The following is a 24,271-nucleotide window of genomic DNA, read 5'->3' as shown; positions in this document are numbered from 1 at the left end:
GGAGGGGATAGCCCGAGGGCGGGTAGGGAAGATTTACCGGCCGCGCCCGGTCTTGTCCTGCAACGCGTCGATGCGCTTCGATGCCTCCGCCTTGGTCAGGCCGTCGTCGAACGGCTCGCCGGCTTCCTCGCTCAGCGTCTTGAGGTAGCTCGCCTGCGCGCCGGTCATCGGCTCGTCGCCGGTCGTCCAGTCGTCGGGATCCTTCTCCGCATTGCCGGTCGGATGGTCTTTGGGGTTTTCGGTCGTCGACATTGGGGTCTTCCTTTCGAAAGACCCCAACCCCCGTGTTCCTTATCCGTTCCAGCCCGCGAACGGCAGGTCCAGCGCCTCGGCGACCGCATGGTGCGTGATCTTGCCGTGATAGACGTTGAGGCCGTTGGCGAGATGCGCATCCGCCTTCATCGCCGCTTCCGCGCCCAGGTTGGCGAGCTTCACCGCGAAGGGCAGCGTCGCGTTGTTGAGCGCGAAGGTGCTGGTGCGCGCGACCGCGCCGGGCATGTTGGCGACGCAATAATGGATGACGCCATCGACGTCGAACACCGGGTCCTCGTGCGTCGTCGCGTGGCTCGTCTCGAAACAGCCGCCCTGGTCGATCGCGATGTCGACCATCACCGCGCCGCGCTTCATCGTCTTCACCATCTCGCGCGTGACCAGCTTGGGCGCGGCAGCACCCGGGACCAGCACCGCGCCGATGACGAGATGCGCGTTCTTCACCGCAGAGGCGATCGCCGCCTTGCTGGCGTAGGCAGTCTTGATCTGGCTGGAGAAGAACATGTCGAGTTCCGCCAGGCGATCGTTCGAAATGTCGTAGATCGTGACGTCGGCGCGCATGCCGACCGCCATCTGCGCCGCATTGACGCCCGACACACCGCCGCCGAGGATCGCGACCTTCGCCGGCGCGACGCCCGGCACGCCGCCCAGCAGCACGCCGCGGCCGCCCTGTTCCTTTTCGAGGTAATGCGCGCCGACCTGCACCGACATGCGGCCCGCGACCTCGCTCATCGGCTTCAGCAGCGGCAGGCCGCCGCGCGCCGCGGTGACGGTTTCATAGGCGATGCACGTCGCACCCGACTTGATCAGCCCTTCCGCCTGCGGCTTGTCCGCGGCAAGGTGGAGGTAAGTGAACAGCAGGTGGCGCGGTTCGAGCAGCGCGATCTCGCTCGCCTGCGGTTCCTTGACCTTTACGATCATGTCGGCGGCGGCGAATACCTCGGCCGCGGTGCCCAGGATGCTCGCGCCGGCGGCGATATAATCCTCATCGCCGAAATCGATGCCGGCGCCCGCCTGCGTCTGCACGACGACGTCGTGGCCGGCCGCGACCAGTTCCGCCACCGACGGCGGAGTCAGGCCGACACGATATTCGTGGTTCTTGATCTCTTTCGGTACGCCGATTCGCATCTGACACTCTCCTTATAGTGCTTGGCGCATTACCCCCGCGGCGGCGGGAGAGGTTTGCAATCTCGTCCAGTCCGGCGCACAGGATCGGGAGATCATCCTGTTGACCAAGGCTTGTGCGCACAGATCATGCTCGATGCCCTCGACCGCCGCATCCTGACACAATTGGCGGGCAATTCCGACCTGACCAGCGCCGAATTGGGCGATGCGGTTGGATTGTCGCCGAGCGCCGCGCACCGCCGCGTCGCGACGCTGCGCGAGCGGGGCTACATCGCCGGCTATCGCGCGATCCTGAGCAAGGCGGCGCGTGGCGACCCCAGCACCGTGCTCGTCAACGTCACGCTGCGCGACCAGCGCGAGGAGACGATGGCCGCGTTCGAGCGCGAGATCGTCGATTGCCGCGAGGTGCGCGAATGCTTCCTGATGAGCGGCGAGGCGGATTACATGCTGCACGTCGAGGTCCGGCGCGACGATACGTTCGAACGCATCCATCGCGAAACGCTGTCGCGTCTGCCCGGCGTCGCCCGGCTCGCGTCGCATTTCGTCATTCGCGAGGTCGTGCGGCGCGGCTGACGGACCCTGCCGCCGCGCGCGGCGTTGCCCCGTTCGTTCAGCCCATGCTAAGGCGCGCGCCAATGGAACAGGTAGGGAACTGCGACCGCGTCATGCGGTCGACCACGGATCGGCTGCGCGCGCGATGAGTGCCCCCGTACCCGCCGCGCCGCCCGACATGCGCGGCACGCAGCACGATCACGCGCTGGAGCAGCGCCATCATAGCGACGGCTTGCTCAAGCTGGCGGTGGGTGCGGTCGGCATCGTCTTCGGCGACATCGGCACCAGCCCGCTCTATGCGTTCCGCGAGACGTTCGCGGGCCATCACAAGCTGGCGCTGGACCCGATGCACATCATGGGCGTGCTCAGCCTGATGTTCTGGTCGATGATGATCGTCGTCTCGATCAAATATGTCGCGATCATCATGCGCGCGGACAACAAGGGCGAAGGCGGCAGCCTTGCGCTCCTCGCGCTCGTTTCGGGTCGCACGCGCAGCAAAAGGTGGACCGCGGGCATCATCCTGCTCGGCGTGTTCGCGACCTCGCTCTTCTACGGCGATTCGATGATCACCCCGGCGGTGACCGTGCTGGGCGCGGTGGAGGGGCTGGCGATCGCCGCGCCCGCCTTCTCGCCGCTGGTCCTGCCGATCGCGGTCGCGATCCTCGTCGCCTTGTTCTGGGTACAGAAGAACGGCACGGCGCGCATCGGCCTCGTCTTCGGGCCGATCATGCTCGTCTATTTCGCGACGATCGCGGTGCTCGGCATCCTCAGCGTCGTGCAGACGCCGCAGGTTCTCGGCGCCTTCTCGCCGCACCATGCGATACGGTTCTTCGCGCACGATCCAATCCGGGCCTTCCTCGCGCTCGGCTCGGTTGTGCTCGCGGTGACGGGGGCGGAGGCGCTCTACGCCGACATGGGGCATTTCGGCCGTCGGCCGATCGGCCTGTCGTGGCTGTGCTTCGTGCTGCCCGCGCTGATGTGCAATTATCTGGGGCAGGGGGCGTTGCTGTTCCGCGAGGGATATGCGGCGTTGCAAAGCCCCTTCTACATGCTCGCACCGGACGAACTGCAGCTGCCGCTCGTTATCCTCGCGACGATGGCGGCGATCATCGCCAGCCAGGCGGTGATTTCGGGCGCCTTCTCGGTGACGCAGCAGGCGATCCAGCTCGGTTATATGCCGCGCCTGCGCATCGAGCATACCAGTGCCGCGACCGCGGGGCAGATCTACATCCCGCTGATCAACTGGATGCTGATGGCGATGGTGATCCTGCTGGTGCTGTTCTTCCGCACCTCGTCCAACCTCACCTCCGCCTACGGCATCGCGGTCACGGGGGCGATGTTGATCGATTCCTGCCTGCTCGGCGTCGCGTTGCTGCGCCTGTGGAACTGGCCGATCTATGCCGCCGCGCCACTGCTCGCCTTGTTCTTCCTCGTCGATGGCGCCTATTTCACCGCCAATCTGACGAAGGTGCCGGATGGCGGCTGGTTCCCGCTGATGATCGGCCTGATCGTCTTCACCCTGCTCACCACCTGGTCGAAGGGGCGTGCGCTGATGATGGCGCGGCTGCGTGAAGCGGCGATGCCGATCAAGGTGTTCATCACCTCCGCGGCCAATTCCGCCAGCCGCGTACCCGGTACCGCGGTGTTCATGACGTCGAGCGCGGAGGGCGTGCCGCACGCGCTGCTCCACAACCTGAAGCACAACAAGGTGCTGCACGAGCGGGTGATCCTGCTGACGGTGAAGGTCGTCGACCAACCCTATTGGCCCGCGACCGACCGGGCCGACGAACAGCCGATGGGGGAGGGCTTCTACCGCGTCGTACTGCGCTATGGCTTCATGGAGGAGGTCGACGTGCCCGCCGCATTGAAGCGCGTGCATACCTGCGGTGCCGACTTCAAGATGATGGACACGAGCTTCTTTCTGTCGCGGCAGACGCTGCTCCCGTCGGAGCGACCGGGTATGATGTTGTGGCGCGAGAAGCTGTTCTCGTGGATGCTGCGCAACGCCGAAAGCGCAATGGAATTCTTCCGCCTGCCGACCAACCGCGTGGTCGAACTCGGCAGCCAGGTGGAGATTTGAGCACGTCGCCCCCGCTCTCGGTCGCCGCACCCATCATCGTCACCGCGTTGTTCGGACGCCAGGATCAGGGCTGGCTCGACGCGCAGCGCGCCGCGCACTTCCCGCCGGAGCGCAACCACCTCGCCGCGCACCTCACGCTGTTCCACCATCTGCCGCCTTCGGTGGAGGCGGAGCTGAAGCATCGGCTGGCCCAGGAGACGCGCGGCGTCCGTGCACCGCGCGCCCGCATCGCCGGCCTGATGTCGCTGGGCCGCGGCGTCGCCTACCGCATCGAGTCTCCTGAACTGGTCGCGATCCGTCGCGGCCTTGCCGACGCGTTCGCGGGACTGTTGACACCGCAGGACGCGGGCGGCTGGCGACCGCACGTCACCATACAGAACAAGGTCCAGCCCAATGTCGCCAAGCTGCTGCTCGCCGGCCTGTCGCGCGATTTCGCGCCGCGGGATACCGAGATCGCAGGGCTCGCGGCCTGGTGGTATCGCGGCGGACCGTGGGAAAACATTTCCCGCCACATGTTCGCTTGACGCCCCCCCATCGTCTCCATATAGGCCGCGGCTCGCGAGTGAGCCGCCGGGTTTCGGCGGAGTAGCTCAGCTGGTTAGAGCACGGGAATCATAATCCTGGGGTCGGGGGTTCAAGTCCCTCCTCCGCTACCATCCGCCCCGTCGGATGGCGGCAGGCCACTCGCGAATCTACCGAAAAATCAGATAGTCGGCACACTCGCGTCGCGCAGCCTGCAATCGGATCGCTGCGTCCCTGTCAGGCCGCTGTCGTTGCGCAGCGAATAGGCGGTGCGCTGGCGCACGTTGAAGGCCTGCAACCGCCGGATCGTCCAGCCGCGAAACAAGGGGAGCGGCGTGATCGGCTGGTAGGTGTAGGCGACTTCCGCCACCATGACGGCCGTTCCGCTCGAGGCGGCGATGACGTTGGACGAGGGGCCCATCCCCAGCATCATCGATTGCGTCTCGACCGCGCCGTCGTCGGGGTTGGGGCTGTCGAGATTGGTGACGGCCGCGCCGCTCGCATCGAGCGGTACGCCGTAGCTGGAGGCCGCGTTGAGCGCGCCGACGCACCGCTGCCAGCGGATCCACTGGCGATAGCCATTGGGATTGTCCGGCGTGACCGGGCCCGGGCCGCCCGTGGTGTTGGTGCGTTGTTCGAGGTCGGACAGGATGATGCGTCCGTTCGCGGCGAAGCCGATCGGTTCGCCAATCTTCTTCGCGCCGACCATCAATTCGTTGATGTCGGCTTCGTCGATCGACGTGCGCACGCGCCCGGCATTGTCGGCGACGGTCATCGCGATCTGCGACAGGCGCAGCGACGCCTGCATGAAGTGCGCCGTCTCGAGCCCGCCGACCCCGAGCGTCAGGAGAAGCGGGAGCGCATAGGCGAACTCGACGAGTGCGAGCCCGCGCGTGTCGGACCGCAGCGTCGGGGTCGTCCGGCGCCGGGCGCGGAGGTTGCGGATCACGTGCATATGGTGGCCGGATCCGGCTGCGAGCCGTAGGGCTGGTTTTTCATCATCGTCGTGCCCGTCACCTGCGTCGTTCCCGAAAAGCCGAGCAGGCGGCCGACCGGCAGCAGGTTGGGATAGGTCACCGTCGCCTGATAATAGACGATGTCGTCCGATCCGCCGGTGCCCGTGCCACCGGAATCGGCATCCCACACGCCATTGCCGTTGAGGTCCTGAAAGCAGTCCCCGGCATTGTAGGTGCCGATCGGCGCGGTGTCGGTGGTGATCGGCTCCGGCTTTCCGACGTGCACGAAATCATAATAGTTCGACGGCGTCACGACGACGGTGGCGCGCGGCAGGATGCGCTGGATCTGCCGGCTGACCAGGCCGGTGATGGTCGCCGTACCGGTCGCGGACGACACGGTGACCTGACGCGCGGCCTGTTCCAGCGCCCCCTGCAGCTGCACGCCGACGTAGGCGCGCAGCCCCAAGTCCATCATCCCGATCAGCAGCATGACGAGGCATGGCGCGACGATCGCGAATTCGACGATCGTCGTCCCGCGCCGGTCGCGCAACATCCGGAACGCGCGTATCACTGCGTCAGCCTCAGCGCGCCGATATTCTTGCCGATCTCGACGAACTTCGCGAGCAGGGCGGCGGAATCGGCGGAGGTCGACGCCTGACCCGGATTGCTCGCGCAATTCGTCAGATTGCTGTCCAGCCCCTGCGCAAAGCCGATCACCCATACCGAATAGCCCATCGTCTTCGCCTTGGAGCAAAGAAGGTTGAAGCGGCGGACGTGGCGGGCAAGCTGGTCGTTGACGTTGGAGGAAGCGCCGCCCGGGGTGACGCGCGCGTCGAGCTGTTCGACGCCATAGCCCGTGTACAATTTGTCGTATCCCGTATCGAACAGGCCGTCGGTCATGAAGATGATATACTTCTTGACGGGCATGTTGTTGTACGTGTCGGGATTGTTCGATCCGAAGATACCGCCCGACGATGCCCAGCGGGCGCCCCACATCATGCCGAAATCGTGATACGTTCCGCCGTCGGGATTCAGCGTGTTGAGATAGTTGGACAGGTCGGAGCGGTTCCACGACGCCATCGGTGCGGCGGCCGCGGGGCAGGCGATCTGCGGCTTGCGCCACTCGCCGCTGCTGACCGCCCGGTCATAGGGCAGATATTCGATTTCGGGCCAGTACGGGCGCCAGCGCGTGTCGTCCGAACTGGGGATGCGATCGATATCGAGGTCGTAGGCCCCCGGATCGATCGACGTCGCCGATGCCGTCATGCGCGTCGTCGTGCGTTCTTCGGTACACCCGGCCCAGGTTGCGTAACGGTCGGTCGTCTTGGCGTCGGCGATCGGCGTATAGCCCGCATAATAGGCGTATCGGCCGTAGACGATGTATTTCGACGGGTCGGACGTGCCGACCTTCGCGTTCGCATCGCCGTCGCGCCCGGCGATCCGCACCGGCTGGCCGCTGACATACTGGCTGACGTTGATCGATCGCGGGCCGTAGCTGAAATATTCGCAGATGCCGCTGGGGTTGTCGTACGTGCCGTACACGCCGTCGCAGCTGTTCTTGCTCGTATACGCCCACTTCTGCGTGCGCGTCTGGTACGTCGCCTGGCTCACCATGTAATTGGGGTTGGTGGCGTAGATCGTCTTGCCGACGTTGACCGTACTTGCATAAGGCACGACGCCATAGCGCAGCCGCATGCCCGCGGCCTGCAGCGTCGTCTGCACGCTCGCCAGTTGATCGTAGAGCGCGAGCACCGCCTTGCGCAGCGCGACGATCTTTGGATCGGTGTCGGTAGATACCGCCTTGTCGGCCATCGACCCCGTCGTATCGAGCACCAACACGATGTCGGTGTTGACGAAATCCTGCTTGGCGTTGCACGTCACCGCGATCGGAAGCGAGGAAAAGCCGAAGATCTTCATCACCGTGACCGGCGATGTCGATGCGGCGCTGAGCACGACCGTCTGGTTCGATCCGGGCATGCTGCTGACCGTCGGCGTGAATGCGCTGGTGCCGAAGGTGTGCTGCGGAAAATTGAAGTTGAAGAACTTGGTGACTTCGTTGGTGACCGTCGTGTCGACCGCGCCGCTGGTCATCGCGCGGCGGCCGGCCAGCACCGCGGCATCGCAGGCATGCTGCAACCGGGTACGGGCGGCATAGGCCCGGCCGAGGTCGACGCCCGATCCGGTCACGGCGAGCAACACCATGATGTAGAAGGCACTGAGCATGATGACGTTACCGCGCCGATCCCCGCACAGCCGGGCGGCGAAGCGACGGACGTCATGGAAGCGGGGGGTAGGGACAGGGCGGATCATAAGCGGGCGCGGGGGTGCATCTCCACGGGTAAACCCCGTCTGTCCCGGCTGTACGCAGACGATAGTTACGGGGGCGTAAATGGCGGCACCCTGTCCTTTCATCCCGACCGGAACCATTTGGAAACCAGATGGCGTCTAGAAGGATGGCGGAGCGTATCGATGCAGCAGCCCTATCACTTCCCGCACGAGCGCCGTCGCGAGGAACGCCGCCAGCATCCGGGCGCGGCGCACCCGGGTCCGGAACGGCGCAAAACCGACCGTCGTACGGGCGAGGTCAAGCTACGTCGGCTGAAGCCAGACCCGATCAACCGGGCGCTGCTATGGGTCGCGGTGCTCGCGGTGCTCGTCGTCGTCGATGCCGCCTGCCTCGACGGCGCTTACGTGCACATGGCGACGCACTGGATCGGCGAGCGGGCCGCGACCGTCCGCGCAGGAGTCGATCACCTGTGGGATCAGGGTCACTGAACGATCAGGCGAAGGCGCCGTGCGGATCGTTGACCACCAGCATCGCATCGCGGCGCGCGAGCGCGACCAGCGTCAGTCCATGCGCGCGTGCGTGATCGACCGCCAGCGTCGTCGGCGCGGAAATCCCGCATAGCAACGGCGCACCGGCGACCAGCGCCTTGTCGACCATCTCGAAGCTGATCCGCGAGGTGACGAGCAGGAAGGCGTCGGATGCCCCGACGCGCGCGCGCGCGCCGATCAGCTTGTCGAGCGCATTATGCCGGCCGACATCCTCGAACGCGGCGAGGATCGCGCCGTCTGCGGCGCACGCGGCGGCGGCGTGGACCGCGCCGGTTTCGGCATTGAGCGGTTGCCATGCGCGTAGCGCCGCCAGCGCGGCGAACAATGCCGGGGGCCGGACCCTAGCGGGCGGCGCGGCGCGAGCGACGGGCCGGCGCACCTGTTCCAGGCTGGCGATTCCGCACAGCCCACACGAGGTGTCGCTGGTGCGGTGGCGGATGCGGTCGTGGATTCGCCCGGCGCAGGCGGGGGCGAGGAAGACCCGCACGATCCAGCCGGCGTCCGTTTCGAACGGCTCGATCGCGACGATGTCGGCGATGCGGTCGACCAGCCGTTCGGTGAGCATGAAGCCGGTCGCGAACGCGTCCAGATCGCGCGGCGTCATCATCATCACCGCATAGCCGATGCCATCGACCTCGATCGCAACAGGGACTTCGGTCGCGATGGCGCGATCGGCATCGGAGGTGGAACCATCGGCGTGCAGTACGCGGACGCGCGCGCCGCGGGCCGTCATAACGCCAACAGATCCTCGGGACGGTTGACGTTGGCGATTGGTGCGCGTGAGAGGACGGGCAGTGCACCGATCGCCTGCGCCCAGCCGCGGACCGAGCGATCCCGATCGCCCGACGCCAGCCGCGCCTCCAGATCGCGCGCGAGCGCGGTTGGCCAGATGCCGATCACCGGCGTGTCGAGGCAATAGGCCGGGGAGCGGCGGAGCAGCGCTTCGAGCAGGTCGGCCGGCAGACGCGGCGTGTCGCAGGGCACGGTCAGAACGTCCGAGAACCCGTGCGCGGCGCCGTGATGCAGCGCCCCGGCGATGCCCCCCAGCGGGCCGAGCCCGGGGAGGGGACGATCCGCGATCCCGCCATCGCGACCGACGAGAACGATCGCGTCGACGCGGCCGGTCAGCGCATCGCGGACATGATCGATCAGCGCGCGGCCATCGACCAACGCGGCCGCCTTGTCGCTGCCGAACCGGCTGGCCCGCCCGCCCGCGAGGATGGCGCCGAGGATCAGGACGCCCGCTCCACGCGCACCGGCACCGATTTCGCCGCGGGCACCCCGCTCTGCTGAGCATGGTGCGCGACCGGGATCAGCACGTTGCATTCGGGATAATAGGCGCCGAGGCAGCCTTCGGGAATATCGTAGGGGACGACGAGCAGGCCGGCGACGCGCTTGTCGCCATTGTCGCCCGAATCGCCGACGAGATCGACCGTGTCATGCTCCGCGACGCCCAGTCGCGCCATGTCGGCGCGGTTCATCATCACGACGTCGCGCGTGCCTTTGATGCCGCGGAAGCGGTCGTGATAGCCGTAGACGGTCGTGTTGAACTGGTCGTTCGAGCGCAGCGTCATCAGCCGGAAGCGTCCTTCCGCGTCCTCAAAGCCGGTCGCGCTCATCGCGGTCGGCACGTTGAATTCGGCGCGACCGCTTTCCGTTTGCCATTCGCGGTGCGCGGCGGGCACGCCCTTCCAGAAGCCGCCGGGAATCCACATCCGTTCGTTGAAGCGCGCGAACTTGTCGGGGTAGGTCGCCTCGATCGCGTCGCGGACGCGGCCATAATCGGCGACCCAGGCATCCCAGTCGACCTTGGGATTTGGGGGCAGCAGCGCCTTGGCGATGCCCGCGACGATCGCGGGTTCGGACAGCAACGTCGCGGCGGCGGGCGTCGCACGGCCGCGCGACCCGTAGATACGGCTGAACGAATCCTCCATCGTCACCGCCTGCGCGCCGCCCGCCTGCTCGTCCGTTTCGATCCGACCGAGGCACGGTAGCAGGTAACAGGTCTTGCCCGGCAGCAGGTGCGTGCGGTTGAGTTTGGTCGCGATGCTGACGGTCAGCGGCAATTGCCGCCACGCAGGCTCGATCCGCGCGGTATCGGGGACGGCGCGGGCAAGGTTGCCGCCGAGGCCGACGAACGCCTGCGCGGTGCCGTCGATGATGTGCGCGCACGCCTCGACCGTGTCCCAGCCCTTTTCGCGCGGGGGCTCGAAGTCATATTGCGCCTTCAGCCGGTCGAGCGGCGCGAGCTCGGGCTTTTCGGTGATGCCGACGGTGCGCTGGCCCTGCACGTTGCTGTGCCCGCGTACCGGGCCGAAGCCCGCGCCGGGCTTGCCGACGTTGCCGCGCAACAGCATGAAATTGACCAACATGTGCAGGTTGTCGACGCCGTGGACATGCTGCGTCAGGCCCATGCCGTAGACGCAGATGACGCGTTCCGCCTTGATGTAGATGCGCGCCGATTCCTCGATCTCGGCGCGGGTCAGGCCGCTTTCGCGCTCGATCTCGTCCCATCCGGTGGCGCGCGCCTTCGCGGCGAATTCGTCGAAGCGGACGGTGTGTTCGGCGATGAACGCATGGTCCAGGATCGCGGGCCGCCCCGCCGCACGCGCCGCATCGTCCGCCTCGATGACGTATTTGCTGAGGCCCATCAGCGCCGCGATGTCGCCGCCGGCCTTCACCTGATGATATTGGCTGGCGATTGGCGTCGACTTGCCCGTCGCCATCTCGATCGGGTTCTGCGGATCGGTGAACCGCTCCAGCCCGCGTTCCTTCAGCGGATTGAACACGACGATATCGACGCCGCGTTTCGCACAGGCGCGCAAGGGGTGGAGGAAGCGCGGGCTGTTCACGCCCGGGTTCTGGCCGAAATAGAAGATCGCGTCGCAGCTGTCGTAATCGGACAGGTGGATCGTGCCCACCGGCGACCCGATCGCCTGTTTCAGCGCGACCGACGTCGTCTCATGGCACATATTCGAACTGTCAGGCAGGTTCTGGCTGCCGTACATCCGCGCCATCAGCGCCCACATGTATGAGGTTTCCAGACTGGCGCGCCCGGAGGCGTAGAATATAACCTTGGTCGGGTCGAAGCCCTTGAGCTGCGCGCCGATGTCGGCGAACGCTTCGCCCCAGCCGACCGCGACATATTTGTCGGTTGAGGCATCGTATTTGAGTGGATGCGTCAGGCGGCCGGCCTGTTCCAGGTCGAAATCCTTCCAGCCGCGCAACTCGCTGAGCGTGTGCTGCGCGAAGAATTCGGGCGTGACGCGATAGCCGGTCAGTTCCCAGGCGGTGGCCTTCGCGCCATTCTCGCAGAATTCGGCGATATGCGGGTGCGCGGGTTTGCCCCAGGCGCAGGACACGCACATGAAGCCGCCCGGCTTGTTCTGCCGCGTCAATTCACGCGCGATTTCGGGTCGGCTCTTCTCGCGCAAAGTGATCTCGGCAAGGGACTTCATCGATCCCCAGCCGCCTGCCGGCCCGGTATAGGGGCTGGTGTCGATCTCGTCCTTGGTCTTGCGCATGCTGGGCCTTTCCGCTTGCTGATGCAACGAAGCGGCCGGGCTTTCGATGCGGGCGGATCGATCGGCCGGCCGAGAAAAAGCCGAACCCCGGCGCGGCGGCCGGGGTTCGCATCGGGCGTTACTTGCGCAGCGCCGCCTGCGCCGCGGCGAGTCGCGCGATCGGCACGCGATAGGGGCTGGCCGAGACGTAGCTGAGCCCGACTTCCTCGCAAAAGGCGATGCTCGCCGGGTCGCCGCCATGTTCGCCGCAGATGCCGAGCTTGATGTCCGGCCGCGTCGCCCGGCCGCGCTCGGCCGCCAGCTTGACCAGTTCGCCGACGCCCTCGACGTCGAGGCTGACGAACGGGTCCTTGGCGTAGATGCCCTTTTCGACATAGGCGCCGAGGAAGCGGGCGGCATCGTCGCGGCTGACGCCCAGCGTCGTTTGCGTCAGGTCGTTGGTGCCGAAAGAGAAGAACTCGCCCGTCTCCGCGATCTCGCCCGCCTTCAGCGCGGCGCGCGGCAATTCGATCATCGTGCCGACGAGATAGTCAACGCTGGCGCCGCGCTCGACGAAGACCGTCTCGGCAGCCTTGTCGACGACCGCCTTCATCAGGTCGAGCTCGCGCTTGGTCGCGACCAGCGGGATCATGATCTCGGGCACCGGCGCCTCGCCCCGTGCGGCGACGTCGAGCGCCGCCTCGAAGATGGCGCGCGCCTGCATCTCGTAGATTTCGGGGTAGGTGACGCCGAGCCGGCAGCCGCGATGGCCGAGCATCGGGTTGAATTCGTGCAGTTCGCTCGCGCGGCGCTTCAGCGTCTCGACGTCGACGTTCGCCGCCGCGGCGACCTCGGCGAACTCCGCCTCCTCGTGCGGCAGGAATTCGTGCAGCGGCGGGTCGAGCAGCCGCACCGTCACCGGCAGGCCGGCCATCACCTCGAAGATCTCGGTGAAGTCGCTGCGCTGCGCGGGCAGCAGCCGGTCCAGTGCGGCACGGCGGCCGGCCTCGCTGTCGGCGAGGATCATCTGGCGCACCGCGGTGATGCGGTCGGCGTCGAAGAACATATGCTCGGTGCGGCACAGGCCGACCCCCTCCGCGCCGAAGTCGCGTGCGGTGCGGCAGTCGGCGGGGGTCTCGGCGTTGGCGCGCACCTTCAGCCGGCGGACGCCGTCGGCCCAGGCCATCAGCGTGCCGAAATCGCCCGCCAGCTCGGGCTGCACGGTTGCGACCGCGCCCGCCATCACCTCGCCACTGGCGCCGTCGATGGTGATCGTGTCGCCTTCGCCGAGCGTGCGGCCGCCGACCTTCAGCACCTTGTCCTTGGCGGAGATGGACAGGCCGCCTGCACCGGAGACGCAGGGGCGGCCCATGCCGCGCGCGACGACCGCGGCGTGGCTGGTCATGCCGCCGCGCGCGGTCAGGATGCCCTTTGCCGCGTGCATGCCGTGGATGTCCTCCGGGCTTGTCTCGACGCGGACGAGGATGACCGACTCGCCCGCCGCGGCGCGCTTTTCCGCGGTATCGGCGTCGAACACGATCGTGCCGGACGCCGCACCGGGGCTCGCGGGCAGGCCCTTGGCGATGACGTCGCGCGGCGCCTTCGGGTCGAGCGTCGGATGGAGCAGCTGGTCGAGCGCCATCGGATCGACCCGCGCCACCGCCTCCTCGCGGCTGATCAGGCCTTCGTTCGCCATGTCGACCGCGATCTTCAGCGCCGCCTTGGCGGTGCGCTTGCCCGAACGGGTCTGCAGCATCCAGAGCTTGGCCTTTTCGACCGTGAACTCGATGTCCTGCATGTCGCGGTAATGCGTCTCGAGCTGGTCGAAGACGGCAGCGAGTTCGGCATAAACCCCTGGCATCGCCTCTTCCATCGAGGCGGGCTTGGCGCCTGCTTCCTCGCGGGCGGCGCGGGTCAGATATTGCGGCGTGCGGATGCCGGCGACGACATCCTCGCCCTGCGCGTTGATGAGGAATTCGCCGTAATAGGCCCGGTCGCCCTTCGCCGGATCGCGGGTGAAGGCGACGCCGGTCGCGGACGTGTCGCCCATGTTGCCGAACACCATCGCCTGAACGTTGACCGCCGTGCCCCAGTCGGCGGGAATGTCGTTCAGGCGGCGATAGACCTTGGCGCGTTCCGACTGCCACGATCCGAACACCGCGCCGACTGCGCCCCAGAGCTGGTCATGGACGTCCTGCGGGAAGGGCTTGCCCCATTCCTTCTCGACCAGCCCCTTATATTCGGCGACGAGCGCGCGCAGGTCGTCGGCGGAAAGCTCAGTGTCGAGCGTGTAGCCATTGTCTTCCTTGGCGATTTCCAGCGCTTCCTCGAACGCGCCGTGGTCGAGCTCGAGCACGACGTCGGCGTACATCTGGATGAAGCGGCGGTAGCTGTCCCAGGCGAAGCGCGCATCGTCCGCGCCGCGCGCCAGTCCCTCGACCGTTTCGTCGTTGAGGCCGAGGTTGAGCACGGTGTCCATCATCCCCGGCATCGACACGCGCGCACCGGAGCGGACCGAGACGAGCAGCGGGTTCGCGGGATCGCCGAAGACCTTGCCCGTCACCTGTTCGATATGCGCGATGCCGTTCGCCACCTCGTCGCGCAGGCTCTGCGGGAATTGCTCGCCCTCTTCGTAATAGCGCGTGCACATCGCTGTGCTGATCGTGAAGCCCGGCGGGACGGGCAGGCCGATCGACGCCATTTCCGCCAGGTTTGCGCCCTTGCCGCCCAACAGGTTCTTGTCGCCCTTGCCGCCGTCGGACACGCCGCCGCCGAAACGGAACACATATTGGGTCATCGCTGGTCCTTGCAGTTCACGGGTAAGGCCTGATCCCCGGGGAGGAAGAAAATACCGTACGTTCGGAAGTGGACGATGTGGAATAGACGGGGGTGGTCGCCTCCTACCCCTCGATCTTCGAAAAGTCGGCGACGGTGTGCACCGCCGCGCGGACGCGGGCGAGCAGGGCGAGGCGCGCGGCGCGCTTGGCCGGATCGGCATCGTTGACGGTGACGGCGTCGAAGAAGGCGTCGATCGGGGCGCGCAAGCTCGCGAGCGCCGCCATCGCCCGCTCGAAATCCTCGTCCGCCACCGCGGCGGCGGCGGCGGGCTCGGCCGAATCAAGGGCGGCGATCAGGTAAGCTTCGGCCTTTTCGGGCGTGTAGGAAAGTGTTTTCGCGGCGCCGTCGGCGGCGCCGTCGGCATCGGGGGCCTGGCCTTCCTTCTTGAGGATGTTGGCGGCGCGCTTGTAGCCGGCGAGCAGGTTCGCGCCGTCGTCGGTCGCGACGAACGCCTGCAGCGCGCGGACGCGGGCGAGCAGGCGGACGAGGTCGTCCTCGCCGCCGAGCGCGAACACCGCGTCGATCAGATCGTGACGGACGCCGGCCTCGCGTTGCTGGACTTTGAGGCGGTCGGCGAAGAAGGCGAGTAGTTGGGGACGGCTTGCTGTACGCACCTCTGTTATCAGCGCGATTTCTCGTCCGGTCAATCGGGTCATCACGTCATGAGGGAGCCTGTCTTCTGTCCAGCCATTTAATAGTGACAGCACAGAGCGCAGGACGTGCCGCTGAGCTGGCGAACCATCTCTGCCAAGTATTGTGAGCAATGCTGCTGGTTCGGCCTCAGCAAGAAAACGAGATAGCGAGATCCGAAGATTGTTGGACATTATCAGCCGATTGATGGCCAACGCGGCACGCCTGAGTGCAAACGGGTCACGTGAACCGGTCGGCGTTTGATTGATCGCGAAGAACGCAACCAACGTATCCAGCTTGTCCGCCAGCGACACCGCCACCGTCACCGGCGCGGTGGGGACGTCGTCGCCCTGGCCGACCGGCTTGTAATGGTCGCGGATGGCTTCGGCGACTTCGCGGGGTTCGCCCTGCGCGGCGGCGTAATAGCCGCCCATCAGGCCCTGAAGCTCGGGGAATTCGCCGACCATGCCGGTGACGAGGTCCGCCTTGGCGAGGCGCGCGGCGCGTTCGGCCATGGCGGCGAGGGACATAAGCCCCTCCCCTTCAGGGGAGGGGTTGGGGGTGGGGGAGGTCTCATCGAGCCCGTCGCGGGCGGCGTTCCCCACCCCAACCCCTCCCCTGAAGGGGAGGGGCTTGTTCGTGACGATACCCTCTTCGACCAGCCAGCGCGCCAGCTTGGCGACGCGGTCGACCTTGTCCGCCACCGTTCCCAGCTTTTCGTGGAAGACGATGTTCGACAGCTTGTTCGCCTGCTCTTCGAGCGGCGTCTTCAAATCAGTGTCGTAAAAGAAGCGCGCGTCTGAGAGGCGGGCGGCGAGGACCTTGCGGTTGCCCTCGACGATCTTGGCGCCGCCGTCGGTCGCCTCGATATTGGCGGTGCAGACGAAGGCGTTGGCGAGCGCTCCGCCCGCGTCGCGGCAGACGAAATATTTCTGGTTCACGCGCGCGGTGAGCTGGATCACCTCGGGCGGCACGCTGAGGAAGTCGGCGTCGAAGCGGCCGAGCAGCGGCACCGGCCATTCGGTGAGGCCGGCATTCTCGCCGACCAGCCCTTCGTCCTCGACCAGCACCAGCCCCGCCTCGGCGGCGAGGGCGGTGGCGCGGTCGCGGATGATCGCGCGGCGTTCGTCCTGGTCGACGACGACGTGCGCGGCGCGCAGCGTCTCGACGTAATCGGCCGCGGAGCCGATCGTCACCGCGCCCTGATGGTGGAAGCGGTGGCCGCTGGTGGTCGCGCCGCTGGCGATCCCTGCGATCTCGACCGGCACGAGCTCGGTGCCGAGCAAGGCGACGATGCCGTGCAGCGGGCGCACCCAGCGCAAGCTCTCGGTGGAGGCGGACGCCGCGCCCCAGCGCATCGACTTGGGCCAGGGGAAGGCGCGGACGATTCCCGGGATTGCCTCTGCCAGCACGTCCGCGGTGGCGCGGCCGGGCTTTTCGGTGATCGCGTAGAGCACGCCGTCCCGCTCGGTCAGGTGCTCGCGCGCGAGGCCGGTCTTGCGCAGGAAGCCCGCCAGCGCCTGTTCGGGGGCATTGGCCTTGGGGCCCTTCAGCTCCTCGCTCACCGCCTGCGTCTCGGTCGGCAGCCCGCGCGCGATCAGCGCGAGGCGGCGCGGCGTGGCGTAGGTGACCAGCTCGGTCGCGGCGAGGCCGGCCTTCGCCAGCTCGGCGGCGAACAGGCGGGCGAGATCCTCGCGCGCCTTGTCCTGCATGCGCGCCGGGATTTCTTCGGAGCGGAGTTCGAGCAGGAAGTCGGTCATTGGGCGGCGCCGAAGAAGAAGGAAGAATTGTGTTCACGCGGAGACGCGGAGACGCGGAGAAGAAGATGAGAGAGATTGGGCCGTGCTTGCGGCACTGCCCGGGCTTCGCGCCGCAGGCGCTCTACATGGGATAGGTGCAGGATCGCGCGAACATCTGACCGAAACGAACGTTCGCCGCCCTTCTTCTCCGCGTCTCCGCGTCTCCGCGTGAACACACCTTCTTCGAATCGGCGTGGAAGCATCACGCCGCCCACCCGTTCTTCTCCATCCACGCGCTGCAGGCGCCCTTGGCGAGGTCGCGGACGCGGCCGATATAGGCCTGGCGTTCCGCCACCGAGATGACGCCACGCGCCTGGAGCAGGTTGAAGGTGTGGCTGGCCTTGATCGCCTGTTCGTAGGCGGGGATGGGGAGAGGCGCGGAGCCGTCCTTGGGGGCGAGGCAGTTCTCGCACTCCGCCGCCGCTTTCTTGAAGGCGTCGAACAGCGTCGCGGTGTCGGCGATCTCGAAGTTCCACTTCGACATCTGGCGTTCGTTCTCGAGGAAGACGTCGCCATAGGTCACGCCCGCGTCGTTGAAGGCGAGGTCGTAGACGTTGTCGACGTCCTGGATGTACATCGCGAGGCGTTCGAGGCCGTAGGTCAGTTCGCCCGCGACGGGCTTCATGTCGAAACCGCCCATCTGCTGGAAGTAGGTGAATTGCGTCACCTCCATGCCGTCGCACCACACTTCCCAGCCGAGGCCCCAGGCGCCGAGCGTCGGGCTTTCCCAATCGTCCTCGACGAAGCGGATGTCGTGGCGCGTCATGTCGACGCCGATCGCGGCGAGGCTGCCCAGGTACAGGTCCTGGAGGTCGGGCGGGCTCGGCTTCAGGATGACCTGGTATTGATAGTAATGCTGGAGGCGATTGGGGTTTTCGCCATAGCGGCCGTCGGTCGGGCGGCGGCACGGCTGGACGAAGGCGGCGTTCCACGTGTCCGGCCCCAGCGCGCGCAGCGTGGTGGCGGGGTGGAACGTGCCCGCGCCCATTTCCATGTCGTACGGCTGGAGGATCACGCAGCCCCGATCGCTCCAATAGTCGTGGAGCGTCAGGATCATCTTCTGGAAGGAGAGGGGTCGAGCAGCCATCGGGCGCAGGCTTTGGCGGATCGTTGCGCGTCTAGCAAGTCGTGCAGCGCAGCATTAGGTTTGCGTGCATCATCCTCTTTGGGACATCCGCGTGCATCATCCTCTTTGGGACATCCGTTCGCCCATGATCCGATCCCTCGGCGCCGCGCTGTCGTCGCTCAGCCTGCTCCTTGCGCTGCCCGCCTGTGCGCAGCAACCGTCCGCCGCCAAGCCGGCGCGAGCGGCAAACGACGCCGATCCCGCACTGTGGGTGGTGAAGGACAAGGACACGACCGTCTATCTGTTCGGCACGATCCACGTGCTGAAGCCGGGCCTGACCTGGTTCGACGAGGCGGTGAAGAAGGCGTTCGACAGCGCGAACGAGGTCAAGCTGGAACTGGTGATGCCCGATCAGGCGGCGATGACGAAGCTGGTCGCGGCGACGGGGATCGCGCCCGCCGGCACGCCGCCGCTGACCGAGCAGCTGCCCGCCGACAAGCGCCCCGCCTTCACCAAGGCGGTGGTGGACATGGGCCTGCCCGCCAACGCGCTCGACCGGTTCCGGCCGTGGCTGGCGGCGACGCAGCTGTCGATCGCGCCGCTGTCGAAGATGGGTTATGACAGCGCCAACGGGCCGGAGGCGGTCATCACCGCGGCGGCGAGGCAGGCGGGCAAGCCGCTGACCGGGCTGGAGACGGCGGAGCAGCAGTTCGGCTTTTTCGGCAGCCTGTCGCAACCCGCGCAGATCCAGTTCCTGGAAAGCACCGTCGACGAACTGCCCAAGCTCGACACGACGATGGCGACGATGGTCAAGGAATGGGCGGACGGCGATCCCGACGCGCTGGCGCGCGAGATGAACGACAGCCTGAAGGACTCGCCCGAGGTCGCCAAGGTGCTGCTGACCGACCGCAACGCGCGCTGGGCGCAGTGGATCAAGGGACGGATGGCGCAGCCGGGGACGGTGTTCATCGCGGTGGGCGCGGGGCATCTGGCCGGGCCGGAGTCGGTGCAGGCACAACTCGCGAAGCTGGGACTGAAGGCGCAGCGCGTCGCCTACTGACGGCGCGCCGACCCTGACCCCCCGCGCGGCGTAACGTGCGGCGCAAAGCGACCACGCGGGGGGATAGAAATTCTTTGCCGATCCGCGCGGCCCTCAAGCGTTAGGGGGCCGGGTTTCCGCAGTGTGCTGCACTGCGGCAATAAAGGGATTTCAGGGAATGACACAGGGCCGCACCACCGCACTTCTCGGCGCCTCGCTGCTCGCGCTCGTCGCGCAGGGCGCCGCCGCGCAGGCCGCGCCGGCGCCGCAGGCCGCACCGGCGCAGACGCCATCGGCCGACGACCAGCCGGCGCAGGTCGCACCCACCGCGGACGCGGCAACGGCGGCGAATGAGGGCAACGACATCATCGTCACCGGCACGCGCGCCGAAGGGCGCACACGGCTTGACAGCGTGTCGCCCGTCGACGTGCTGAGCGGCGCGAGCCTGCAGCGGCAGGGGACGACCGAACTCGCCGCCGCGCTCGCCACCGTCGCGCCGTCGATCGACTTCCCGCGCCCGTCCGCCAACGACGGCACCGACGCGATCCGCCCGGCGACGCTGCGCGGCCTGTCGCCCGACCAGACGTTGGTGCTGATCAACGGCATCCGCGGGCACACCTCCGCCAACCTCAACACCAACGGCACGGTGGGTCGCGGGTCGGCGGCGGTCGACCTCAATACGGTGCCGACCGTCGCGCTCGACCGGATCGAGGTGCTGCGCGACGGCGCGTCGGCGCAATACGGGTCGGATGCGATCGCGGGCGTCGTCAACCTGCGCCTGCGCGAAGCGCGTTCGGGCGGCGGCGCGAGCGTCACCTACGGCTTTTACGACACGCAGGTCGACACCGCGAACAACCGCCGCAACGTGAAGGGCGAGCCCGTCGTCACCGCGTCGGCGTGGCAGGGGCTGGGCTTCGGCAGCGACGGCTTCGTCACCATCTCGGGCGAATATACCAAGCGCCAGCCGACCAACCGTGCGGACATCGATACGCGCGTGTCGCCCAATCGCGTCACCGGCCGCTATGGCGATCCCGAGGTCGAGCAATATACCGGCTTCGTCAACGCGGGCACGTCGCTGACCGACAACGTCAGCCTCTATGCCTTCGGCGGATATCAGGATCGCGACACCAGCAGCGCCGCCTTCCCGCGGATCCGCGCCGCCAATGCGAGCGCCAATACGATCCGCCAGCTGACCCTTGCCGGCTATCCGAACGGCTTCCTGCCGCTGATCAACAGCCGGGCACGGGACATCAATTCGGCCGCGGGGCTGCGCGGCGACTTTGGCGGATACAACGTCGACCTTTCGTTCAGCTACGGGCGCAACACGGTCGATTTCCGCACGCTCAACTCGGCGAACTACGCCTATGGGTCGGCGACGCCGCACAATTTCTACGACGGCCAGGTCGCGTACGACCAATATGTCGCGGGGCTGGACGTGACGCGCAAGTTCGACGTCTTCCAGTCGCTGAACGTCGCCTTCGGCATCGAGGGGCGGCGCGAAGGCTACAAGATCACGCCGGGCGAGCGCGCGTCGTACGATTATCCGGCGACGGCGAGCGACGCGGTGGCGGGATCGGCGCCTGGCGCGCAGGGCTTCGGTGGCTTCCGCGCGGAGAATGCGACGAAGCGCAGCCGCCGCAGCGGCAGCATCTACCTCGACGTCGAGGCGCAGCTGACCGACAAGCTGCTGGTCGGCCTTGCCGGGCGCGGCGAGGATTATTCGGATTTCGGCTCGACCGCGACGGGCAAGGCATCGGCGCGCTACGACGTCACCGACTGGTTCGCGCTGCGCGGCACGGCGTCGACGGGCTTCCGCGCGCCGTCGCTGCAGCAGCAATATTTCACGCAGACCGCGCAGGTGGTGACCAACGGCGTGCCGATCCAGACGGGCACCTTCCCGTCGACGAGCGCGGTCGGCACCGCGCTCGGCGGCCTGCCGCTGCGGCCCGAGAAGTCGTCGAACCTGTCGGTCGGCACGGTGATCCGCGCGGGCGGGTTCGACCTGACGGTCGACGCGTACCGCATCCACATCCGCGACCAGATCGGCCTGTCGGAGAATATCCAGTCGACGTTCAGCGGCCAGGTCGCCGGCCTGCTCGCGCCGTATAACGTGTCGGCGGCACGCTTCTTCATCAACGGTCTCGCCAGCACGGCGAAGGGGATCGACGCGGTCGCGCATTACCGCACGAAGACGCAAAGCGCGGGGACGTTCGACTTCACGCTGGCGGGCAACGTCAACACGATCGCGGTGACGCGCGTGCCGACCAGCACCGCGACGCTCAACCCCGCGCCGACGCTGTTCGCGCGCAGCCGCATCCTGACGCTGGAACAGGGTACGCCGGGCGAAAAGGTGACGGGGACGATCGACTGGTCGCTCGATCGTCTGGGCGCGCTGGCGCGCGTCACCTATTACGGCAACGTCAACCAGCCCGGCACCGTGGCGAGCGCGGACGTGTTGACCGGCAACCGCGCGATCACCGACCTCGAACTGCGCTATTCGGCGCCGAAGGGCGCACAGTTCGGGCTGGGCGTCAGTAACCTGTTCGACGTCTATCCGCGCGCGATCGTGCCGGCGAACAATTCGACGGGCGTGCTCGGCTACCCGTATTTCTCGCCGTTCGGGTTCAACGGGCGTTACCTGTACGCGCGCGCCGGCCTCAGCTGGTGATCTTGCGCAGCGCAGCATGAGGCGATAGGGCGTCGGCCAGACATCAAGAGTCGGGCCGACGCCCGGCACCAACCTGCCGATCCCGGCAAGGTGGTGCTCCTTCCCGCAAGGGAAGGAGGATGTGGCCGAACCGGCAACGAACGGGACACGCTGCATAGCCGTACGTCGACGCGATTCCTGAACCCTTTCAGGAGGACGACGACGTGACCGCGCATGCCCAGCAATTCGCCAGCGATAATTACGCCGGGGTCTGCCCGGAAGTGTGGGACGCGATGGCGCGCGCCAACGCCGGGTCGGCGACCGCTTATGGCGACGACGACTGGACGGACCGCGCCGCCGACGCATTCCGCACACTGTTCGCGACCAAGTGCGACGTCTTCTTCGTGTTCAACGGCACCGCGGCCAATTCGCTTGCGCTCGCGCAACTATGCCAGTCGTTCCACAGCGTGATCTGCGCCGCGTCGGCGCACGTCGAGACGGACGAATGCGGTGCGCCGGAGTTCTTCTCCAACGGATCGAAGCTGCTCGTCGCGCCGACCGCGGGCGGCAAGCTGACGCCCGAAGCAGTGCGCAGCCTCGCGACCAGCCGATCCGACATCCATTTCCCGAAACCGCGCGTCGTGACGATCACCCAGCCGACCGAGACGGGGCAGGTCTATACGATCGCGGAGATCGCGGCGCTGTCGGCGACGTGCCGCGACCTGGGCCTGAAGCTGCACATGGACGGTGCGCGCTTCGCGCACGCCTGCGCCGCGCTCGGCTGCGCGCCCGCCGACATCACCTGGCGCGCGGGCGTCGACGTCTTGTGCTTCGGCGGGACGAAGAACGGCATGGCGGTGGGCGAGGCGGTGATCTTCTTCGATCGCACCCTGGCCGAGGACTTCGACTATCGCTGCAAGCAGGCGGGGCAGCTCGCGTCGAAGATGCGCTTTCTGTCGGCGCCCTGGGTGGGCCTGCTGGAAAGCGGCGCGTGGCTGCGCAATGCGGCGCACGGCAATGCCTGCGCGCGGCGGCTGGCGGCGGCGGTCGAAGGGCTGCCCGACGTCGCGCCGATCTTTCCGGTCGAGGCGAATGCGGTGTTCCTCGCGGCGCCGGAGGACGTGCTGGAGACGCTGCGCGCCAAGGGGTGGCGATTCTACACGTTCATCGGCGGCGGCGCGCGCTTCATGTTCGCGTGGGACGCCGATGTCGCGCGTGTCGACGCGTTGGCGGCGGATCTCCGCGCTGCGGCGCTGGTGCCCGAGATGGCGTGAGCAAAGGGTGGGGCGTTGCCCCATGCCGCTGTCCATCCTAGATCAGCGACAACTTTCCCACCCGAACAGGCGCGTTTTCCATGACCACCCACACGACCCGCATGCTGATCCTCGGCTCCGGACCCGCCGGGCTTTCCGCCGCCATCTATGGCGCGCGTGCGGGGATGCAGCCGATCGTGGTGCAGGGCATCCAGCCCGGCGGGCAGCTGACGACGACGACCGATGTCGAGAACTATCCGGGCTTCGCCGACGTCATCCAGGGCCCGTGGCTGATGGAGCAGATGCAGAAGCAGGCCGAGCATGTCGGCACGCGCCTGATGTGGGACACGATCGTCGAGGTCAACCTGTCCAAGCGCCCGTTCCGCCTGATCGGCGACGGCGGCGACGTGTACGAGGGCGAGGTGCTGGTCATCGCCACCGGCGCGCAGGCGAAATGGCTGGGCCTCGACAGCGAGGAGGCGATGAAGGGCAAGGGGGTGTCCGCCTGCGCGACCTGCGACGGCTTCTTCTACCGCGGCAAGAAGGTCGCGGTGATCGGCGGCGGCAACACCGCGGTCGAGGAGGCGCTGTACCTGACCAACCACAGCGACGACGTGACGCTGATCCACCGCCGCGACTCCTTACGCGCGGAGCGCATCCTGCAGGAGCGGCTGCACGCGCATCCGAACATCACGGTGCTGTGGAACAAGGAAGTGCGCGCGTTCGTCGACGGCGGCGGCAATGCCGGGCTCGTCGCGCTGGAGCTGGAGGATACGGTGACGGGCGAGCATTCGCGGCTCGACGTCGAGGGCGGGTTCGTCGCGATCGGCCACCATCCGGCGACCGAGCTGTTCCGCGGGCACCTGGCGCTCGATGACGATGGCTATATCGCGGTCGAGACGGGATCGACGCGCACCAGCGTGCCCGGCGTGTTCGCGTGCGGTGACGTCGCGGACAAGATCTATCGCCAGGCAGTGACCGCGGCGGGCACCGGCTGCATGGCGGCACTGGATGCGGAGCGGTTCCTGGCGGCGGCGGAATTCGCCGAGATGGCCGAAGCGGCGGAGTGAGCCTCTGCCTGAGCCCGCCCCCTTCAGGGGAGGGGTTGGGGTGGGGGCCGCAGGCGCAGCGCTCGGTGAGACGTCCTCCACCCCCA

19 protein-coding genes, 1 tRNA gene and 1 riboswitch are annotated in these 24,271 nt (G+C 67.3%); of the genes, 9 read left to right on the top strand and 11 right to left on the bottom strand.

Features of this window, described 5'->3' with window-relative positions; all coding sequences use genetic code 11:
- Positions 1-33: 33 nt before the first annotated feature.
- Positions 34-252 carry a DUF3072 domain-containing protein gene (locus tag DM480_RS01065; RefSeq protein WP_115377172.1) on the bottom strand — a complete coding sequence of 73 codons (219 nt, stop codon included), beginning with the start codon at positions 250-252 and terminating at the stop codon, positions 34-36.
- Between the two features lie 39 nt (positions 253-291).
- On the bottom strand, positions 292-1,398 hold the full coding sequence (gene ald, locus DM480_RS01060) for an alanine dehydrogenase (protein ID WP_115377171.1): 1,107 nt from the start codon (positions 1,396-1,398) through the stop codon (positions 292-294).
- A 126-nt stretch (positions 1,399-1,524) separates the two neighbouring features.
- Between ald and DM480_RS01055 the strand changes: the two genes are divergently transcribed.
- The 4 genes from DM480_RS01055 (at position 1,525) to DM480_RS01040 (ending at position 4,683) form a co-directional block, all read left to right on the top strand.
- Positions 1,525-1,968: an Lrp/AsnC family transcriptional regulator gene (locus tag DM480_RS01055; RefSeq protein ID WP_115377170.1), complete on the top strand. Its 444-nt coding sequence runs from the start codon at positions 1,525-1,527 to the stop codon at positions 1,966-1,968.
- 157 nt (positions 1,969-2,125) lie between these two features.
- Positions 2,126-4,027 carry a potassium transporter Kup gene (locus tag DM480_RS01050; protein WP_232834170.1) on the top strand — a complete coding sequence of 634 codons (1,902 nt, stop codon included), beginning with the start codon at positions 2,126-2,128 and terminating at the stop codon, positions 4,025-4,027.
- Positions 4,024-4,551 carry a 2'-5' RNA ligase family protein gene (locus DM480_RS01045; protein WP_115377168.1) on the top strand — a complete coding sequence of 176 codons (528 nt, stop codon included), beginning with the start codon at positions 4,024-4,026 and terminating at the stop codon, positions 4,549-4,551. The genes DM480_RS01050 and DM480_RS01045 overlap by 4 nt, the downstream gene beginning before the upstream one ends.
- A gap of 55 nt (positions 4,552-4,606) precedes the next feature.
- Positions 4,607-4,683 (top strand) — tRNA-Met (locus DM480_RS01040).
- 47 nt (positions 4,684-4,730) lie between these two features.
- On the opposite strand, the gene DM480_RS01035 is transcribed toward DM480_RS01040, so the two are convergent.
- Genes DM480_RS01035 through DM480_RS01025 form a run of 3 tightly spaced genes read right to left on the bottom strand, consistent with a single transcriptional unit; the run spans position 4,731 to position 7,728 of the window.
- Positions 4,731-5,498: a TadE/TadG family type IV pilus assembly protein gene (locus tag DM480_RS01035; RefSeq protein ID WP_232834068.1), complete on the bottom strand. Its 768-nt coding sequence runs from the start codon at positions 5,496-5,498 to the stop codon at positions 4,731-4,733.
- Positions 5,495-6,076 carry a TadE/TadG family type IV pilus assembly protein gene (locus tag DM480_RS01030; protein ID WP_115377166.1) on the bottom strand — a complete coding sequence of 194 codons (582 nt, stop codon included), beginning with the start codon at positions 6,074-6,076 and terminating at the stop codon, positions 5,495-5,497. The genes DM480_RS01035 and DM480_RS01030 overlap by 4 nt, the downstream gene beginning before the upstream one ends.
- Positions 6,073-7,728: a Tad domain-containing protein gene (locus DM480_RS01025; RefSeq protein ID WP_232834067.1), complete on the bottom strand. Its 1,656-nt coding sequence runs from the start codon at positions 7,726-7,728 to the stop codon at positions 6,073-6,075. The genes DM480_RS01030 and DM480_RS01025 overlap by 4 nt, the downstream gene beginning before the upstream one ends.
- Before the next feature lie 246 nt (positions 7,729-7,974).
- On the opposite strand from DM480_RS01025, the gene DM480_RS01020 reads away from it, so the two are divergent.
- Entirely contained in the window at positions 7,975-8,280 is a 306-nt protein-coding gene (locus DM480_RS01020; RefSeq protein ID WP_115377164.1) for a hypothetical protein, read from the top strand.
- A gap of 4 nt (positions 8,281-8,284) precedes the next feature.
- On the opposite strand, the gene fdhD is transcribed toward DM480_RS01020, so the two are convergent.
- The 6 genes from fdhD to DM480_RS00990 form a co-directional block, all read right to left on the bottom strand.
- A complete protein-coding gene (gene fdhD / locus DM480_RS01015) occupies positions 8,285-9,073 on the bottom strand; it encodes a formate dehydrogenase accessory sulfurtransferase FdhD (RefSeq protein WP_115377163.1) in 789 nt (262 codons plus the stop codon).
- The gene (mobA, locus tag DM480_RS01010; protein ID WP_232834066.1) at positions 9,070-9,510 is read right to left on the bottom strand and encodes a molybdenum cofactor guanylyltransferase; all 441 of its coding nucleotides are present in this window, start codon (positions 9,508-9,510) and stop codon (positions 9,070-9,072) included. The genes fdhD and mobA overlap by 4 nt, the downstream gene beginning before the upstream one ends.
- 62 nt (positions 9,511-9,572) lie before the next feature.
- The gene (locus tag DM480_RS01005; RefSeq protein WP_115377162.1) at positions 9,573-11,864 is read right to left on the bottom strand and encodes an FdhF/YdeP family oxidoreductase; all 2,292 of its coding nucleotides are present in this window, start codon (positions 11,862-11,864) and stop codon (positions 9,573-9,575) included.
- A 118-nt stretch (positions 11,865-11,982) separates the two neighbouring features.
- Positions 11,983-14,640, bottom strand: coding sequence for a pyruvate, phosphate dikinase (gene ppdK / locus DM480_RS01000; RefSeq protein ID WP_115377161.1), 2,658 nt, complete (start codon positions 14,638-14,640; stop codon positions 11,983-11,985).
- Between the two features lie 103 nt (positions 14,641-14,743).
- Positions 14,744-17,071, bottom strand: coding sequence for a glycine--tRNA ligase subunit beta (glyS, locus tag DM480_RS00995; RefSeq protein WP_115377160.1), 2,328 nt, complete (start codon positions 17,069-17,071; stop codon positions 14,744-14,746).
- Positions 17,072-17,312: 241 nt separating this feature from the next.
- Positions 17,313-18,197 (bottom strand): glycine--tRNA ligase subunit alpha, encoded by an 885-nt coding sequence (locus tag DM480_RS00990; protein ID WP_115377159.1) that lies wholly within the window; start codon positions 18,195-18,197, stop codon positions 17,313-17,315.
- A gap of 124 nt (positions 18,198-18,321) precedes the next feature.
- Here DM480_RS00990 and DM480_RS00985 point away from each other — a divergent pair, with 124 nt between their 5' ends.
- From DM480_RS00985 to trxB, 4 genes are all read left to right on the top strand, one after another.
- A complete protein-coding gene (locus DM480_RS00985) occupies positions 18,322-19,236 on the top strand; it encodes a TraB/GumN family protein (RefSeq protein WP_115377158.1) in 915 nt (304 codons plus the stop codon).
- Positions 19,237-19,393: 157 nt separating this feature from the next.
- Entirely contained in the window at positions 19,394-21,883 is a 2,490-nt protein-coding gene (locus tag DM480_RS00980) for a TonB-dependent receptor plug domain-containing protein (RefSeq protein WP_115377157.1), read from the top strand.
- A 35-nt stretch (positions 21,884-21,918) separates the two neighbouring features.
- A riboswitch (SAM-I-IV-variant riboswitch) is annotated at positions 21,919-22,034 on the top strand.
- A 52-nt stretch (positions 22,035-22,086) separates the two neighbouring features.
- Positions 22,087-23,136: a threonine aldolase family protein gene (locus tag DM480_RS00975; protein WP_115377156.1), complete on the top strand. Its 1,050-nt coding sequence runs from the start codon at positions 22,087-22,089 to the stop codon at positions 23,134-23,136.
- Positions 23,137-23,216: 80 nt separating this feature from the next.
- Positions 23,217-24,185: a thioredoxin-disulfide reductase gene (gene trxB, locus DM480_RS00970; RefSeq protein WP_115377155.1), complete on the top strand. Its 969-nt coding sequence runs from the start codon at positions 23,217-23,219 to the stop codon at positions 24,183-24,185.
- The last annotated feature ends 86 nt before the right edge of the window (positions 24,186-24,271 follow it).

This window comes from Sphingomonas sp. FARSPH (genome assembly GCF_003355005.1).
GTDB lineage: Bacteria > Pseudomonadota > Alphaproteobacteria > Sphingomonadales > Sphingomonadaceae > Sphingomonas.
This window is presented reverse-complemented; position numbering and strand designations above follow the sequence as displayed.